Source organism: Acinetobacter sp. GW821-FHT01E09, assembly GCF_059422385.1.
In genome coordinates, this window is record NZ_JBWKWU010000001.1 from 2605594 (window position 1) to 2622230 (window position 16637).

The 16637-nt window shown below is 36.9% G+C and carries 22 protein-coding genes; 14 read left to right on the forward strand and 8 right to left on the reverse strand.

The window, feature by feature from the left end:
• The first annotated feature begins 38 nt into the window (after window positions 1-38).
• The 3 genes from AC07U8_RS11900 to AC07U8_RS11910 are packed head-to-tail and all read left to right on the forward strand — an operon-like array spanning window position 39 to window position 2002.
• Window positions 39-1043 (forward strand): adenosine kinase, encoded by a 1005-nt coding sequence (locus AC07U8_RS11900; protein WP_494737935.1) that lies wholly within the window; start codon window positions 39-41, stop codon window positions 1041-1043.
• Window positions 1044-1061: 18 nt separating this feature from the next.
• On the forward strand, window positions 1062-1373 hold the full coding sequence (locus AC07U8_RS11905; protein WP_162242519.1) for a Rieske (2Fe-2S) protein: 312 nt from the start codon (window positions 1062-1064) through the stop codon (window positions 1371-1373).
• A 14-nt stretch (window positions 1374-1387) separates the two neighbouring features.
• Window positions 1388-2002 carry an OB-fold-containig protein gene (locus AC07U8_RS11910; RefSeq protein ID WP_004822174.1) on the forward strand — a complete coding sequence of 205 codons (615 nt, stop codon included), beginning with the start codon at window positions 1388-1390 and terminating at the stop codon, window positions 2000-2002.
• A 70-nt stretch (window positions 2003-2072) separates the two neighbouring features.
• On the opposite strand, the gene AC07U8_RS11915 is transcribed toward AC07U8_RS11910, so the two are convergent.
• Window positions 2073-2330, reverse strand: coding sequence for a hypothetical protein (locus tag AC07U8_RS11915; RefSeq protein ID WP_494737936.1), 258 nt, complete (start codon window positions 2328-2330; stop codon window positions 2073-2075).
• A gap of 24 nt (window positions 2331-2354) precedes the next feature.
• The gene (locus tag AC07U8_RS11920; protein WP_494737937.1) at window positions 2355-2669 is read right to left on the reverse strand and encodes an NAD(P)H-dependent oxidoreductase; all 315 of its coding nucleotides are present in this window, start codon (window positions 2667-2669) and stop codon (window positions 2355-2357) included.
• A 545-nt stretch (window positions 2670-3214) separates the two neighbouring features.
• Here AC07U8_RS11920 and cydP point away from each other — a divergent pair.
• The 5 genes from cydP to AC07U8_RS11945 are packed head-to-tail and all read left to right on the forward strand — an operon-like array spanning window position 3215 to window position 6566.
• The gene (gene cydP, locus AC07U8_RS11925) at window positions 3215-3406 is read left to right on the forward strand and encodes a cytochrome oxidase putative small subunit CydP (protein WP_004719678.1); all 192 of its coding nucleotides are present in this window, start codon (window positions 3215-3217) and stop codon (window positions 3404-3406) included.
• A complete protein-coding gene (locus tag AC07U8_RS11930; protein ID WP_004719676.1) occupies window positions 3406-4992 on the forward strand; it encodes a cytochrome ubiquinol oxidase subunit I in 1587 nt (528 codons plus the stop codon). The genes cydP and AC07U8_RS11930 overlap by 1 nt, the downstream gene beginning before the upstream one ends.
• Window positions 4989-6134: a cytochrome d ubiquinol oxidase subunit II gene (cydB, locus tag AC07U8_RS11935; protein WP_004719675.1), complete on the forward strand. Its 1146-nt coding sequence runs from the start codon at window positions 4989-4991 to the stop codon at window positions 6132-6134. Before AC07U8_RS11930 ends, cydB begins: the two co-directional genes overlap by 4 nt.
• A 30-nt stretch (window positions 6135-6164) precedes the next feature.
• Window positions 6165-6266: a cytochrome bd-I oxidase subunit CydX gene (cydX, locus tag AC07U8_RS11940; RefSeq protein WP_002120988.1), complete on the forward strand. Its 102-nt coding sequence runs from the start codon at window positions 6165-6167 to the stop codon at window positions 6264-6266.
• A 3-nt stretch (window positions 6267-6269) separates the two neighbouring features.
• Entirely contained in the window at window positions 6270-6566 is a 297-nt protein-coding gene (locus tag AC07U8_RS11945; protein ID WP_004719673.1) for a cyd operon YbgE family protein, read from the forward strand.
• 47 nt (window positions 6567-6613) lie between these two features.
• Here the strand turns inward: AC07U8_RS11945 and AC07U8_RS11950 are convergent, their stop codons facing one another.
• Together AC07U8_RS11950 and AC07U8_RS11955 are read right to left on the reverse strand one after the other, a co-directional pair.
• Window positions 6614-7168, reverse strand: a complete 555-nt coding sequence (locus tag AC07U8_RS11950) for a GNAT family N-acetyltransferase (RefSeq protein ID WP_171497913.1) — start codon at window positions 7166-7168, stop codon at window positions 6614-6616.
• 448 nt (window positions 7169-7616) lie between these two features.
• Entirely contained in the window at window positions 7617-8282 is a 666-nt protein-coding gene (locus AC07U8_RS11955; RefSeq protein WP_151803386.1) for a YccT family protein, read from the reverse strand.
• Window positions 8283-8560: 278 nt separating this feature from the next.
• Between AC07U8_RS11955 and AC07U8_RS11960 the strand changes: the two genes are divergently transcribed.
• The 3 genes from AC07U8_RS11960 (at window position 8561) to AC07U8_RS11970 (ending at window position 10145) form a co-directional block, all read left to right on the forward strand.
• Window positions 8561-8932, forward strand: a complete 372-nt coding sequence (locus tag AC07U8_RS11960; RefSeq protein WP_494737938.1) for a hypothetical protein — start codon at window positions 8561-8563, stop codon at window positions 8930-8932.
• Window positions 8933-8938: 6 nt separating this feature from the next.
• Entirely contained in the window at window positions 8939-9754 is an 816-nt protein-coding gene (locus AC07U8_RS11965) for a hypothetical protein (RefSeq protein WP_494737939.1), read from the forward strand.
• Between the two features lie 127 nt (window positions 9755-9881).
• Window positions 9882-10145: a hypothetical protein gene (locus AC07U8_RS11970; protein ID WP_004719666.1), complete on the forward strand. Its 264-nt coding sequence runs from the start codon at window positions 9882-9884 to the stop codon at window positions 10143-10145.
• A gap of 134 nt (window positions 10146-10279) precedes the next feature.
• On the opposite strand, the gene AC07U8_RS11975 is transcribed toward AC07U8_RS11970, so the two are convergent.
• Window positions 10280-10402 carry a hypothetical protein gene (locus AC07U8_RS11975; RefSeq protein ID WP_308469275.1) on the reverse strand — a complete coding sequence of 41 codons (123 nt, stop codon included), beginning with the start codon at window positions 10400-10402 and terminating at the stop codon, window positions 10280-10282.
• A gap of 306 nt (window positions 10403-10708) precedes the next feature.
• On the opposite strand from AC07U8_RS11975, the gene AC07U8_RS11980 reads away from it, so the two are divergent.
• Genes AC07U8_RS11980 through AC07U8_RS11990 form a run of 3 tightly spaced genes read left to right on the forward strand, consistent with a single transcriptional unit; the run spans window position 10709 to window position 13417 of the window.
• Window positions 10709-11863, forward strand: a complete 1155-nt coding sequence (locus tag AC07U8_RS11980) for a hypothetical protein (protein WP_004719663.1) — start codon at window positions 10709-10711, stop codon at window positions 11861-11863.
• A gap of 9 nt (window positions 11864-11872) precedes the next feature.
• On the forward strand, window positions 11873-12739 hold the full coding sequence (gene thiM, locus AC07U8_RS11985) for a hydroxyethylthiazole kinase (RefSeq protein WP_419263406.1): 867 nt from the start codon (window positions 11873-11875) through the stop codon (window positions 12737-12739).
• Between the two features lie 60 nt (window positions 12740-12799).
• Window positions 12800-13417, forward strand: coding sequence for a DUF4240 domain-containing protein (locus AC07U8_RS11990; RefSeq protein ID WP_494737940.1), 618 nt, complete (start codon window positions 12800-12802; stop codon window positions 13415-13417).
• A 38-nt stretch (window positions 13418-13455) separates the two neighbouring features.
• Here the strand turns inward: AC07U8_RS11990 and AC07U8_RS11995 are convergent, their stop codons facing one another.
• The 3 genes from AC07U8_RS11995 to AC07U8_RS12005 all read right to left on the reverse strand — a co-directional run bounded on the left by AC07U8_RS11995 (window position 13456) and on the right by AC07U8_RS12005 (window position 16462).
• Entirely contained in the window at window positions 13456-13839 is a 384-nt protein-coding gene (locus tag AC07U8_RS11995) for a 5-carboxymethyl-2-hydroxymuconate Delta-isomerase (RefSeq protein WP_494737941.1), read from the reverse strand.
• A 543-nt stretch (window positions 13840-14382) separates the two neighbouring features.
• Complete coding sequence (locus tag AC07U8_RS12000) at window positions 14383-15837, reverse strand: SulP family inorganic anion transporter (RefSeq protein ID WP_494737942.1); 1455 nt, start codon at window positions 15835-15837, stop codon at window positions 14383-14385.
• Between the two features lie 397 nt (window positions 15838-16234).
• Window positions 16235-16462, reverse strand: coding sequence for a hypothetical protein (locus AC07U8_RS12005; protein ID WP_494737943.1), 228 nt, complete (start codon window positions 16460-16462; stop codon window positions 16235-16237).
• Window positions 16463-16637 lie beyond the last annotated feature (175 nt).

Consider the following 16637-nt stretch of genomic DNA (forward strand, 5'->3'; position numbering starts at 1 on the left):
GTAAACTTTATGTTTTTAACATTGATGTGATGAAGAACATGGCTACAGTTGACCTTTTTGCAATTGGTAACGCGCTCATTGACCAAGAATTTAAAGTATCAGATCTCTTTTTAGCTGAACAAAATTTGCAAAAAGGCACCATGCAACTCGCAGATGGTGAATCTCAAACTCGGCTATATAATAATTTAAAAGCCAGCCAAAATTATAAAGGTCAAGCATCTGGCGGTTCAGCTGCCAATACCACAGTGGCATTCAGTGCATTAGGTTCTTCAGCATTTTATGCGTGTCGTGTTGGAAATGATGATCTAGGCACAATTTATCTCGATGGTTTAAATGATGCAGGCATCAAAACGTCGAAAAAATCGATCAGTGAAGGTGTTACGGGTACATGTATGGTTCTGGTCAGTGAAGACTCAGAACGTACGATGCAAACTTATCTTGGCATTACCGCAGAACTTTCAGATCTACAAATGGATTTTGAACCTTTAAAAACAGCGCAATGGTTATATATCGAAGGTTACTTGTCTACAAGTGATTCAGCACGCGCAGCCGTAAAACAAGCACGTCAAATCGCCCGAGATCACAAGGTTAAAATCGCATTAACCCTATCTGACCCAGCAATGGTGCAATATGCACGCCAAGGTCTAAATGAATTAATCGATGATGGTGTGGATCTGATTTTCTGTAATGAACAAGAAGCCATGATGTATACAGAAACTGACTCTGTAGAAGCTGCGTTGAATAAATTAAAAACACTCAGTACTGATGTGGTGATTACACTCAGTGAAAAAGGTGCATTAGTCGCAGATCAAAAACAGCATTTTTATGTTCAAGGTCGTAAAGTAAATGCAGTCGATGCAAATGGTGCTGGTGATGCATTCTCAGGTGCTTTCTTATATGCTTTAAATAATGGTGAAAATTTACAAACTGCGGCACAACTTGCTATTCTTATTTCAAGCGAAGTGGTGTCTAAGTTTGGACCACGCCTAGACGTTGCAGACTACGCAAATCTACTCGAAACGTTCAAAAAGGAATGTGCATAAATGTCTGAAAAAATTGCAATGACCGATGAAATTGAAGAGCGTAAGGCACGTGCGTTTGACACAATGACTGGCGATACCATTTTTATCACTCAACGTGATGGCGCATTTTATGCCTACCAAAATGTCTGCCCTCACCTACAAACTGAACTAGAATTTCTTGAAAATCAGTTTTTAGACCAAGACGGCGAATATATTCAATGCTCTACGCATGGTGCTTTGTTTGAAGTTGAAACAGGTGAATGTATTTCAGGACCATGTCTGGGTGATAAACTTGAAAAAGTAAATATTTCAGTCCATTCAGATGGTGGTATTTACATCGAGGACGAATAAGGTTGGAAACTGCCATGCTTGGATTCTTATTTGAACATGAATTAATGCCCTTTCACCTCAGTGTCTTGGCTTTAATTCTGCTGAGTATGGCAGAAACTTTTGGCTACTATATCGGCTTACGGCCAAGTACCTTTCTGAAAAAAATTTCACCAGATTGGCTCATTGAATCGCCCTTGCTACAAGTCAAATTTTCCAAAGTGCTTATTTTCGTTTTTTTATTATTGAATTTTAGTTTTGCAGGCTATTTTTTACAGCTCTCTATCTTTGCAAGCAAACAAGTATTTGCCGCTTGGTATTATGTTGTTTTACCCGCATTGGTGATTGCAATCTTCTTCACCGTGTTTATGATTCATTGTTTGGATCAGGTGATAAAACCTAAAGTTACGTTGAATCAAGTTGACTTGCTTGGACGATTGGCCACAGTCTCTAGTGGTAATGCACGACCAGGATTTTCAGCTCAAGCACGGGTCCGTGATGAAAATGGACAACTGCACTATATCCAAGTCGAACCAGAATTTGGTGAATTAGAATTTCAATCGCAAATTATCTTAATACGTTTTAGAAAATCACATTATATTGCCAAGAAAATTTCGATCTCAAATCATCTATTTAGTTCAGATCAGTATTAAAAGTCTGACTCGGTTGAGCACGTCCAATACCTTTATTACGTATCCAGCTGAATCTAATCATAACTTGCCCTCATTTTGGCCAACTTGCAATTTTAGCTTCAATCCGTGCACAAAATGATGCAATTTGAACTTGAGTAAGCGATTCAGCTTTATACAGTGACAACATTTGAAAATGGCATTTTGGTGCACAGGTACTCAATAATGCGATTTTCAATATGCGTTTTACTGGTTGCCAAAGTACCAAACGATCTACCCACCAAGCTGAACCCAATGAAGTAATCGCCAATGTGTATTTTAGGTTATCGAGTTTAGGTTGAATTGCACCCAAATCGTTTGCATGATCATAAGCAACTCAAGGAGCCCAAATACGATCAAACCAGCCTTTCAGTATTGCAGGAAAACCAAACCACCATATCGGAAAGACCAGTATTAAAGCTTCTGCGGAAAGTAAATCATCTATATTCTCTTTGACAGCAGTTTGATCAAATGTAGGACTGTAATAACTTTGACGTTCCTCATCTGTCAGTGCGGGTGAAAAACCAGAGGCGTACAGATCTTCAACCACAACTTCATGACCATTGGCAATTAAAGTCGCTATTGCGGTCTTCGCCAAGCTTTGACAAAGACTATCAGTTACAGGGTGAGCAATAACAACTAAACATTTCATGGTGATTTCCTTTCAGCTCAATCAGTTATAACTTATTAGATAAAATCAACAAAAAATTAAATCATTGAACTTTAGCAAAAATCCAAATATAGATGAAGTTGTACATAATCAAATAAATACCCAACTATCAAAATAGAAACATCTTTCAATTTTTAATTATGACTAAAATTTAAGCATAAATCACGATTATTGTTCCCCCATATTTGTTACTCAATTAGGTTTTTTCTAAAATAATAAACTCAACAAAAATATAAACCAACCTTTTTAATCGGAATAATTTTTCATCAAACTTAATTCAAACCAATTTAGTTGGTTTAATAAAATCTAAACAATACTATTTTACTAGGTTTTATTTTTATTAATTACAAGTGTTTTAATCAACTTTAAAATGAATATAAATTAGTATATTTTTTAACATCACAAATTTTTAAGTTATTGTTTAATATCATCTTAATAATATATTTTTATTTTAACTGTTTTATCTATTTATTTCTTGTTGCGTTTTGTTTAATAATATAAGCATATTTAAATAATAGGCTTAACGCATGAGCTTAAAACCTAACGATTTAAACCGTCGGCTTGTCAGAGAAATTGCAGTCATATTAATAATTAAGATTGCCCTTTTAATGACGATCAAACATATCTGGTTTGATGCACCGACTATTCCTAAAGATTTTGATAACCAAGTTGCTGAGCGTATTGCTGGCAGTCCTTCCCAAATCAAGGAGACACGTTGATGATTTCTGAAAGCGTGGTCGATCTTTCGCGGTTCCAATTTGCAATGACCGCGATGTATCACTTTATATTTGTACCACTTACTCTAGGTCTGGCTTTTATTCTTGCCATTATGGAAACCACTTATGTGATTTCTGGTAAAGAAATTTATAAAGACATGACCAAATTCTGGGGCAAACTTTTCGGTATTAACTTTGCTTTAGGTGTAACCACTGGTCTGACCATGGAATTCCAGTTCGGTACAAACTGGGCGTACTACTCTCACTATGTGGGTGATATTTTTGGTGCGCCACTTGCCATTGAAGGATTGATGGCATTCTTTCTAGAATCAACTTTTATTGGTTTATTCTTCTTTGGCTGGGATCGCCTTTCAAAAGTTCAACATTTAAGTGTGACATGGTTAGTTGCGCTGGGTTCGAATTTATCCGCATTATGGATTTTAGTTGCCAATGGTTGGATGCAAAATCCTGTCGGTTCAGAATTTAATTTTGAAACCATGCGTATGGAACTTGTCGATTTTGGTGCTTTGATTTTTAACCCAGTAGCTCAAGTGAAATTTGTTCACACAGTGTCTGCCGGTTATGTCACTGGTGCAATCTTTGTTCTCGCCATTTCAAGTTATTACTTATTGAAAAAACGTGATTTACCATTTGCGCGTCGCTCTTTCGCCATCGCTGCAATCTTTGGTTTAGCGTCTACACTTTCAGTTATCTTATTGGGTGATGAATCTGGTTATGAGCTTGGTGATGTTCAAAAAACCAAGTTGGCTGCAATTGAGTCTGAGTGGGAAACACATCCAGCACCTGCGCCATTTACTTTATTTGGTATTCCAAATCAGGAAGAACAACGTACTGACTATGCCATAAAAATCCCGTATGCAATGGGTATTATTGCCACACGTTCACTCGATAAAGAAGTCACAGGGCTTAAAGATTTGATGGTTCAACATGAGGCACGTATCCGTAATGGTATGGTGGCATATAGCGAACTCGAAAAACTTCGTGCTGGTGACCGTTCGCCTGAACTGATGGCATCGTTCAAAGAAAACCAAAAAGATTTAGGTTATGGCTTACTTCTTAAAAAATATACTGAAAATGTAACAGATGCTTCTGAAGCACATATTCAAGCAGCAACAAAAGATACCATTCCAAATGTAACCGCATTGTTCTTCTCTTTCCGTGCAATGGTCGCTTCTGGTTTCTTAATGCTACTCCTGTTTATCCTTGCAACATTTGCTGTGGCAAAACGTAATGCAGAAAATAAACCATGGTTACTTAAATTTGCATTGTTTGCACTACCATTACCTTGGATTGCAGCACAAACAGGTTGGTATGTAGCAGAAGGTGGTCGTCAACCGTGGACTATTGGTGAAGTTTTACCTACACACCTCTCAGCATCAAGTTTAAGTACTGGCGATGTATGGGGATCAATCATTGCATTAGCCGCGTTCTATACAGTGTTATTGATTATCGAAATGTATTTAATGATCAAATTCTCACGCTTAGGACCAAGCTCTTTACATACAGGTAAATATCACTTCGAGAAACTTGAAGCTCAGCAAGCTCAAACTGGGGAGAATCAATCATGATCGAATATGAACTTCTCAAAATTATCTGGTGGGTTTTAGTCGGTGTTCTACTGATTGGTTTTGCCCTCACAGATGGTTTCGATATGGGCTCAATGGCACTGATGCCATTTGTAGGTAAAACTGATGATGAACGCCGTGCAGCAATCAATACCATTGCTCCGCATTGGGAAGGCAACCAAGTTTGGTTCGTGACTGCGGGTGGCGCACTATTTGCTGCTTGGCCTATGGTTTATGCAACGGCTTTCTCCGGTATGTATTGGGCGCTCTTGCTGGTCTTATTTGCACTCTTCCTTAGACCTGTTGGCTTTGACTATCGCTCTAAACTGCAAAATACCCAATGGCGTAATTCTTGGGATTGGGGCTTATGTATCGGCGGTGCTGTACCTGCGCTAGTTTTCGGTGTTGCATTTGGTAATATGTTCTTAGGCGTCCCGTTTACTTTAGATGAGACTGTACGTTCAACTTATACAGGTAGCTTCTTTGCCCTGCTTAATCCATTTGCACTGGTTTGCGGAATTGTAAGTTTATCGATGCTGTGTGCACATGGTGGCGCATGGTTAATGCTGCGTACAGATGGTGTATTACGTCAACGTTCTGCTAAAGCAACACAATTGATGGGTATACTCTTCTTAGTTACCTTCTTGGGCGTGGGGGCTTGGTTATATTTTGGTGGCATCGAAGGATATACTTTGGTACAACCATTTAATACCAATGCTGTTGCCAATCCGCTTGCGAAAGAAGTATTAACAACGGGTAATCATGGTTGGATGAATAACTATTCAATTTACCCAATCACCATGCTTGCACCTATTTCTGCAATCCTTGGCGCAATCCTGATTATCTTTGGTGCTGGTAAAAACAAAGCTGGCGTCAGCTTTACAGGTTCTACCTTAGCGGTGACGGGTTCAATTTTAACTGCTGGTTTTGCACTGTTCCCATTCTTAATGCCATCAAGCATTAACCCAACTGTAAGTTTAACTATGTGGGATGCGGTTTCAAGTAAGAATACATTGACAGTAATGACTGTGGTTGCTTCTATATTTGTGCCAATTATTTTAATCTATACCACATGGTGTTATTACAAAATGTGGGGCGTTATCACCAACAAACATGTTCAAGATAACTCACACAGCCTGTACTAAGGCTGTGTCTAAGCAAATAGGAGAATATTTATGTGGTATTTCGCTTGGATTCTTGGGATCTTGATGGCGTGTTTTGCAGGTGTTTTAAGCGCACTCTATATTGAACATCATCAAGATTTGGATGAGGAATAAACCATGACAGAGATCGCAATGACAACAAAACAAAGAAAGCCGAATAAGTTTGCAATGGCCATTTCGTTTTTGATGGCATTGCCTCTTGCTGCGGTATTGTTGATTCACCCTGGCGCAATGCTTGATGCCAATGGTCACTATAACCATAGTGCGCTCATGATGGTGATGATTGGTATTTCAGGTGGCTTTATACATGGGGTAGGATTTCTGCCACAGTTTTGGTTATGGAAATGGTTATTTAGTCCCTATGTCGCATGGCCACTCATGCTGTGGGGCTATTACACTTGGTTCTTTAGCTAAGTCCTAAATTTGAAAAAATAAGACCCTGATTTACTCAGGGTTTTATTTTAATTGGATGAAGCTTTACTCGCGACACTCTTTCTCATTTCGATTAAATGCAAATCTACAATAGGTATGCCTACATTTGCATTTAAAGGATAATCCTCCACTATACCCGTTTGTACATAGCCACGGCGCTGATAATAAGCAATCAATTCATGACGTACACTTAAAACCCACATAACGAAATGCGTAAAATGGCAATGGTTGGATAGAACTTTGTTATGAACATACTGTTCAGCAAAATCTAAAACATATTTGCCAATACCTTGATTTTGTAATGTAGTTGCAATACAAAATGTGCCGATTTCCACATCATGTTGGGTAAAAGTCAAACCAATACATGCGACAATTTGCTCATCCAATTCCGCAACAAATAACTGAAAATTATCCTGAGCCAATGCTTGTTCTAATTGCTTGGCATTGATTCGATCACCCGTGACAATCTCTGACTCACTCGTCCAACTACGACCTTCTTGTTGTCGATAAGCAGAATTTATCAGATCGACTAAATTTGTAATATCGGATATTCGTGCTGTTCTAAAATTAAGCTGATATTTTATCAAGTTTTATTTCTATCATTTTAAATGCTGAGCAAAGTACTTTATAAAATGAAAATGATAGATAGAAAAGCCTTATTCTCACTCAATTCCGTCTTACCCATAGAATAATTTATACTCATCAAGATGATGAAGATTGTATCAATCAAACCGTTTATGCTTTTTGCATTATTTAATCATATCTGGTGTGTCTATCGCGTGGCGACATGGATGTCGCCGTTGGGCGGGGGTATAGGATGTACCCCTCGCCAAACGAAAGATTTTTGTCACTTTTTATCTCTAAAAAGTGAGGCATTGCCTACACGAAGATATTTAAATTTTCAAGGAAAGATGTGGCAGTGCAAACTCCACAGAACTATAAATCAACTTTTATAAAATTGTATTATTCAATGAATACTCCGTTAAATACAAAAAAAAGACCATCGAAATGGTCTTTCAGATTTACTTAAAATTATTGCTCAGCTAACCAAGTCATAAACTTCTGACGTTCCGCCTTGCTTGCATTTTGCCAAATTTGAATCAATTGGCGATCTGCTGAATTGGCATCAGTCACAGTTTGAGTCGTCTTAGCAACTGAGGTTGTTGCTGGTGATTGGCTTGTCGTTGTTGCATATACAGCCGCTGGTTGATTTACTGGCGCTTTCTTACTTGAAGTTAAATCAATCACTTTGCCGAATAAACCAGAACCTAACCAAGGCTTCGCTTCAGTATTTACACCAGTCTGTTGCACCACGAGACGGTTTTTATTGTCATAAATCGCAATCGTTGGTTGTTCTGCATATTTTTTTGCATCTTCAAAACGCTGAGGTGGATTCACTAAAGCAATTTTATAAGTTTGACCATCTTTTAAATCTGGCGCTGTCACTGTGACCACACCCGATTTTAAAATGTCATGTTCACCATTTAAATGTTCAAAATATTGTTGATAACGAACACTTACCGCAACTTGACCTGCATCGACTTTATATTCATTCTTTTTACGGATTAAACCTGAATTCACTTCTTGATCGTTCACCGCCAATACTACAATTTCTTCTGGCGCAGATAAGGTGACTGCTGCAAAAACTGATCCGCTTAGCATTAAAGCTAATGCAGCAACGCCGTATTTAAAAGCCATATTGCTCTACTCTTATGTCAAAAATATGTAAAATTTATTGCACTATGCAATGTCGTGATGACAGTTTTATGACAATGGCGATTTGTTCTGATTTTTATAATGAAACTATATTCATTTTACTTATCACATAATTTTATCATTTACTGGAAAAACCATTCATCTGCTTGTCCTGAACGCACATTTTAAATTTATTTTTTCTTATCTATAACTACAGCATTTGAATAGCACACATTCAAAACAAGCATAATTCTAAAAAACAAATTAACAGGATGTTCCCCATGAATAAGAAAACCATATCCAGATTTAAATCAATATTAACGAGATGTATCATCGGTATTACAACTGTTTTTGTCGTACCTTATGCCACACAAACAATGGCAGCAACCAGCTATGCCACTCAAGCGAGTCCTGCACAACTGTCAAAACTTGCCTACAATATGAATGCCAATATGGCACAACGCAACCTCAACACATCTGAAAAAAATCTGTATCAGCAACTTTACAACATTGCCAATAATCAAAGTTTTCTATACGACCCATCTATTACCTCCACTATCCAACAATATGAAAGTATACGTAGCAAAATTCGTCAACAATTTTCAACGGTCAAACAATTGGCGATAAATACTTATGGTAATCAATCACAATAAAAAATAGTGTTGGCGACCAATGCCTTTATTTTGATGTATTACGATGCACTCAGTCGTAATAACCCAAAATTTTTCTGGCCAAATCTGGGGATTTTTGTAGCCAATGATGTCCGTTCAACGTATGCATTAACCTTCTCATTGTCCAATGCTTTAGATCCGTTAAATGTCACCAATGGTCAAAGTGTCATTATTGCAGGGATGAATGTACCCACATTACAGTCCACTATTGCCCAAGCCAATAATGAGTTAATTAATGGACAAGCCAATGTGATGGCAGATATTGGCGGACTCAGTATCATGCATCAACACTATGATGCTTTGGTGTTAGCACAACAACTGACTGGCTATGGATCTACCCTGACACAAGCGTTTCAATTACAAAAAACCGCGGATGAAGAAGCACTTAGATCAGGTATTTATTCATCAAAATTTAAAAAACTGGCTACAAATGCAGCCATTAGCTTTGGCATTCATGAACAGGAGAAAATTTTACAACCGATGTGGGATAAGCCATTAATGCGTGATTTTGCTAAACTTAATGATTTTATGCTCTCGCTGAGTTTAGAGAACTTAGGCTTACGTGGTGATATTTTTGTGGGCATCAATAAATTTAAATTAATTTTCACCCCCTATCTGATTATACGCGCACCATTCACCGCAACCAATCTGGCCAATGTACAACATCGTATTGCGATTGCACGCAATGGTTTCAATGTGCTAAATGAGTGGAAACAAAATATATTCTTTGCGCCATGGATACCCATCTATCAAGCAGAGATTGGTAGAGGAAATGGCCTATACCAACCTGTAGGTGCACGATAAATCATTAAAGCCACGATGCACAACATTACACTTTTTTCAAAGCGACTACATTTTGAGCACAGTTCTTGCTTGTTTAATGTTGTGTATATCGCACAATAAAAACACTCAACAAAAAATGAGGTGCAACATGATTTTTAAAGACCATATAGTCCGTGTTGAAAACATTAAAACGATGCAAATGCTGGATAAAGCGAAGTTAGATCATCAGGTTATTGCGATGTTTATGACTTGTGAAGGCATTCCTTTAAAAACCAGTGAAGTGACTGCGCTTTTAAAACAATATGAAATGCTAGGACAGCACAAAGTTCCAGCTAAAAAAGCCAAGGCATTGCTTCAAGCTAAAATGGAGCATTTTGAGGATTCTGAATTACCGTGCCCTGCTGCTTATTAAGGGTAGGTGTTAGGATTATTGTTTAAATCACCTTTTATCGGTAAATAGAATCATTAAATACGTTCTATTTACCGTATTTAAATCATATAAACTGCTAAACCATACAAGCTTCATTTCCCCAAAGCCCCACATTGTTACTTTTGCAAAGGGATTATCAATATTTGCTTTTCAAAATGATAATGTAAACCAGACTGCGCTATTTTATCCTGCAAGACTTCTGAATGGTCAATATATTTTGACGCAACGAGGCGCCCCATATAACGGTTCTCAATCGGATCAATTTGAATATTTTAAGTGCTTTGAACAAGAAAATACCATAACGGTATTCTACGTACAGACCAGATGGAAAGATTAAAAAATGATCCCATTCCGAAACATCTAAACTTTCACTCAACTGGATTCGATCGTTGAGATTTAGTCTTCGAATATCATTGAATAATCATACAATGGGTTCAATCATCATCGAATTGTATATTTTATAAAACATTCATTTTAAGCAATCAGCTTTCATCTATATAGATGTGTATAATGAAAAGTCCTTAATAATTTATATATTTATCTATATGCTTCAAATTCTGCAAAAACAGCTGGATGAAAGTACATTTTGCCCGCTTTGTCAGGCAAGTATGTATTATGTTGAAGCTGAAGAATTTGAGAAAGAAGTCAGTTTTCACCAATGTAGCCATTGCAATCATCAAGTTTTTCAAAACAATCAACGCAACTGTCATTGTGAAACATGCCAAAGCAAACGGCGTAAACTGATTAAAGAAACTCGCTTGCAAGAAACCCGTAAGCTAAAGAAAAAAGATAATTTTGAATTAGGTTTAGACCAGCTCAGTTTTTTACATAAATTATTTTTACTGAGTATTTTAGACAATCAGGTACATGAAAATACCAACCATCAAGAATTTATTGATTGGGAAGTGATTAAATATCACCCAATTACCCCCAATTACTATTTCCAAAGTCAACTTCTCAATCAACTGATTAAAGACAATGTATTTGTTGCTAAAGATTTTAGTGATGATGCACACCAATACTATATCAATGTCCGTTTAGATGGTTATTCCGAACCGAGTATGTTTAGTATCGCAACACAACTACGCCATTGGTTCTATGAAAATCTAAGCCAAGGTATCCCATTTAAAACATCCGAAGAAGTCAAAAATGCGCTCTATGTTGTGCTGTATCAAGAAATTGTACAGTTTACCCAACATTATTGCCGCACGTGGGGTATCCAGATTTCGGGCAATAAAAACTTCCAAATCTTCTGTTATCACCTACTCGACACATTAGCCGTTGGGCAAATTTTCTATCTCATTCAAACTGCGCTTGAATATTTATATCAAAAAAAGGCGCTACAAGTTCGTAACGAAAACTTTATTAATACCAATATTCTCAAAAAAACAGTGCAACAATATCGAGAACGCGCAATTGCAGAAAAATGGGAAACATCAACCCTACCACGTCCACCGAATATTCCATTAAGTAGGATGAGTGAAATACTGTTTTATCGGTTTTTAGGCTACGATGAAGGTATCTTCTTTCAACCTGTGTGGAAATCTTGGAAAAAGATTGAACCACGCTTAAATTTCTATTCACAAAAGCGCTGTATGTATTGTGGCTCAAACGAATTAACGGTTGAGTATGATGCACAAAATTATGTGACATTATTTTGTCGCAGTTGCAAACACCAAGACCACTATTTTACTCAGTAAGGAGCATTTATGAATCATCCTGAAAATATTACACATTCTCAAACGGATCAACTTCATACCCACACTGATGTCATTTTACAAAAAGTTGTGGATGCTTGGACTGAGTTGCAAACTCAACAGCCCTTAGTCCAGTGCATCACCAACAGTGTTGCAGCAAATTATGCCGCCAACGTCTTATTGGCTGCTGGGGCTTCCCCTGCAATGATTGATAACCCATTTGAGGCTGAAAGCTTTGCTTCTCTTGCTGCGGCACTAAGTATCAATGTAGGAACACCGACCTCTGAACAAATGCAGGCCATGCAAATTTCAGCACAAACTGTAGCAAGTAAAAATACACCGTGGGTTCTCGACCCTGTTGGTTATGGTGCATTTCTCAAATGGCGCAGTGAAATGGTCGATCAATTAGTTTTGCTTAAACCGACTATTATTCGCGGTAATGCCTCAGAGATCAGTGCACTTGCAGGCAATCAGGTTGAATCCAAAGGTGTAGACAGTACTGTGTCAAGCAATGAAGTGTATTTACAGGCTTTAGCACTTTTAACTCATACCGAATGTGTGGCAATTTCTGGTGAATCTGACTTTATTCTCTCTAAAGAATTGAATAGCGTGATTCAGGTCAATGGCGGAAGCTTTTTACAACCTAAAGTCACAGCAACTGGATGCGCTTTAGGCGCTTTAATTGCTGCGTATAGTGCAGTCACAACAGCCACAATCGCAGCAGTCTCTGCACATATCCATTTTGCGATTGCAGGAAAATTGGCTTTTGAAAAAGCCCAAGCTGTTGGAAGCTTTAATGTCGCATTTTTAGATGAAATATATCAAATGAGTGCAGATAAAATTTGGCAATATGCAGATATAGAAGTCTTAAGTCTTTAGACTAAACAGATAAACTTGCTTTTTAGCATTAAAATTAAGCTTAAACCTCTGGAATCACTTATGTCATTACAAGAAGAAAAATTGTTTTGGGACGCAATAGACCAGTCGAACCATAACAAAGATGCTCACTGGTCTGACTATGATATTGACCAACATTTACAAGATCTTGTGCAATATTTATCTCAGTTGGATAAACAACAACTGATTATTTTTGAAAAAACACTCCAGCTCAAACTCTCACAACTCTATAGTGCTGAAATCGCAGAACTCTCGACAATTCTAGAATCTGATTTTACTGAAAAAGATGGTATTTTCAACTTCGATGCTTATCTATCAGATGATGGTTTTATTTATTTTAGATGTTGGTTAATCCTTAAAGGCAAGGAATTCTTTGATGACATACAAGAAGATGTTCAAAACTTTGTTAGCGGAAAATATAGTTTTGATATAGGCGACACTTGGGCTGAAGGTCTACTTTATGTTGCTGATGAGGCGTATAACGTCCATCATGAAAATGAAGAAGAGTCTGAGATTCGTGATGCGGTATATCTACAACATCCAGAACATCACTATGATTTTGCCGCAGGCGAGATTGAAAGAGATTTACTCAATGGTATTGAGTTACAAGCGCGATATCCAAAACTGGTTAAAGCAATATGCGAACTCAGAAGCGAATAAGTAAAAGATTGGGGCTTATTTTTTAAGCCCCAAGCTGATTATTTTTGCACAAAAACTTTTTTATAAATTTCTCGTGGCATTTCAGCAAACTCTACACAAAGCTGAATTTCTAAACCCTGTGCAGAATAATCTTCAAATGACTGTAAAAATTGCGATAAATTTTCAGTCATTAAGTCTTTTTGTGGTTCAGTACGACCACTTAAACCTTGTAAACGTACAAAAATAAATGCTTGATTACTCTGCTCGCCACTTTCATCCCCGAAGCCAATCAAATAATCCGAAACTGCTTGAATACGGGATTTAATATCATGTGCTTGCCCCACTAAACCTGTATCAAACAGTGCATGATTTAAGCCCAACATCAATTTCTTTTTATCTAAATTCTGAATATTGTCAGAATAATCAATAAACATTTGTGGCATGGTATTAACCGTTTGAAAGTACTGGATATTGGTCAGAATTATAGCATTAACATATAAAAAAACTGTAAAATTAACGCTAAATTAGCATTTTAGCGCTTAGATTTATGAGAACTGTAAAAGAAAAAGCAAGACGTAGAGGTGTTATTTTTTTTAGCTTACTTTTAGCTCTACAAATTTACTTCCAAATACTAAATTTTCTAAATGATAAGGAATTTGAGATAAATCAAATACTAATCTATATTTCGTTGATTTTAATCTGTAAATATTACTTTAAGTTTGAATCTTTTTTAAAAACAAGACATTGGGCTTAAGTTAGCATCTTAATTATTTCAAACATTTTATTTTTTTACACTACATTGATTATATTTTTCAGCTGTATCAATATTCCACAAGCTAAAACCGTTCTCTCTTGCTGACTTAGTTTTAGCATTTGTGGCATATTACTCCATAAATGAATCTTAGCTAATTCATATTACGAAGTACTTGCATAATTAAGATTATACCGATTTTAGAGACTCTACATAAATATAGAGTCTCCTTAATTTAAATTCTGGCATGTGTGCCATACTTATCGATCATAATTGAACTCGCTTCATTTAAACCACGTACTGTGACGTTGATTCCATTCTTACGAAATTTGCTTACAACAGAATCCAACATCGCAACAGATGTGACATCCCAAATATGGGAGTGAGTCAAATCAATAATGACATCTGAAATTTTCTCATTGAAGTCAAAACTTTGCATAAATTTTTCAGAAGAGCTAAAGAAAATCTGACCGCTTAAATCATATAAACGTGCTGATCCTTCAAAAGCAGACTTCACCAGAATATCATCTTCTAATTTAATGGCAAGAAATAGCGCTGAAAGCAAAACGCCACTGAGTACACCTAATGCGAGGTTATGAGTAGCCACAACCACTATGACGGTCACGATCATCACAACATTACTACTTTTAGGATTTGCTTTAAAGCGAGTTAGAGAACGCCATTCAAAGGTACTAATAGAGACCATAATCATTACAGCAACCAATGCAGCCATTGGAATCACTTTGAGCCAGTCACTAATAAACACAACAAGAATAAGAAGAAAAATACCCGCTGAGAATGTTGATAAGCGAGAAAAACCGCCTGATTTCACATTAATCATAGATTGACCGATCATTGCGCAACCCGCCATTCCTCCCATAAAACCAGATGCAATATTCGCGATCCCTTGCCCTTTACATTCCTGATATTTATCACTTGGTGTATCAGTCATTTCATCCACGATCGTCGCTGTCATCATAGATTCAAGTAAGCCAACTGCAGCTAATGCGAATGAATACGGCAAGATAATCTTCAATGTTTCAACATTCAAAGGGATGTCTGGAAGTAAAAATATTGGAAGCGTATCAGGTAAAGCCCCCATATCCCCAACTGTTCGCACATCAATTCCAAGACTCATTGCCAATATCGTAATTGCAATAATACACACAAGCGGTGAAGGCAGTATTTTTCCTAATTTTGGAATGAGCGGAAATAAATAAATGATTACCAAACCTAATGCAACCAAAGCATAAACATGCCAAGTCACATTCACAAATTCAGGCAACTGAGCCATAAAAATTAAGATAGCTAAAGCATTCACAAAGCCAATCACTACAGATTTAGAAACAAACCGCATTAACTTCGCTAACTTCAAATAGCCTGCAAATATTTGAATCACACCCGTTAAAATTGTTGCAGCAAGTAAATATTCAAGGCCATGCTCTTTTACTAAACTGACCATAAGCAATGCCATAGCGCCTGTTGCTGCTGAAATCATTGCTGGACGTCCCCCAACAAACGAAATCACGACGGCGATACAAAATGATGCATATAAACCCACTTTTGGATCTACACCAGCAATAATTGAAAAAGCGATAGCTTCAGGGATGAGTGCAAGCCCCACAACAAGTCCAGCAAGTACATCCCCACGGATGTTAGAGAACCATTGTTCTCGGATATTAGATAACATAAATAGCGCCTATTTTTTTGATTTTTTGATAGGCTAGTGATGTGATATACGACACACAAACGACTACACCACATCACTAGACAGTGATGAGTTATTTACAGATTAGAAGAGGTAAATAAACTTAAGGTGGCGTAAGTGTCATAAAAAAGCGCTGGTTTTGAAAGAAGTTAAAGTGCGAGTATAGCATCCAAATTTACTACACAGCTATACGATGCTGAAATTCACTTTAATTTTAGAATAAGAATAACCATGAGATGAAACATTTCTGGACTAGTGCGCTTTATGGTTCTTTATCTCATTCAAAGCACGACATCTATTGTATTCTATTGATAGACTTTAACAAAATCATCAATAAATATCTGTGTTAATTCATTCTTTTTAACTTAAAACGATTGAATCATAAGATCTGAGACGCAACAGTAGCATTGATCACCAATTCTAGATTTTCAAAATCATCAAATTGCTCAAACTCAAAATCGATCTTGATTTTCGCAATCACTTTTAGGTAACCGTCACGACTTTCAATAAATGCCAATTGGTATAAATCAACAGGATTATGGATACTTTTAATGGTAAAACACCCATTAAATGCATCACATTCATTTTCATCAAAAATCAACGTCAACCCAAGCAAATCTTTTAAAAAGTGGAGATGGTAGCTCCAACCCTTCAAAAGAAATATTTGAATCTATCAATTCATGCGCATAATAAAATGGGCACAACTGAAAGCAGAGATTATAACTATTAGAATATTTGCATTTAGACAAAATAGCTAAACGTGGACTTAATAACTTTTTCTC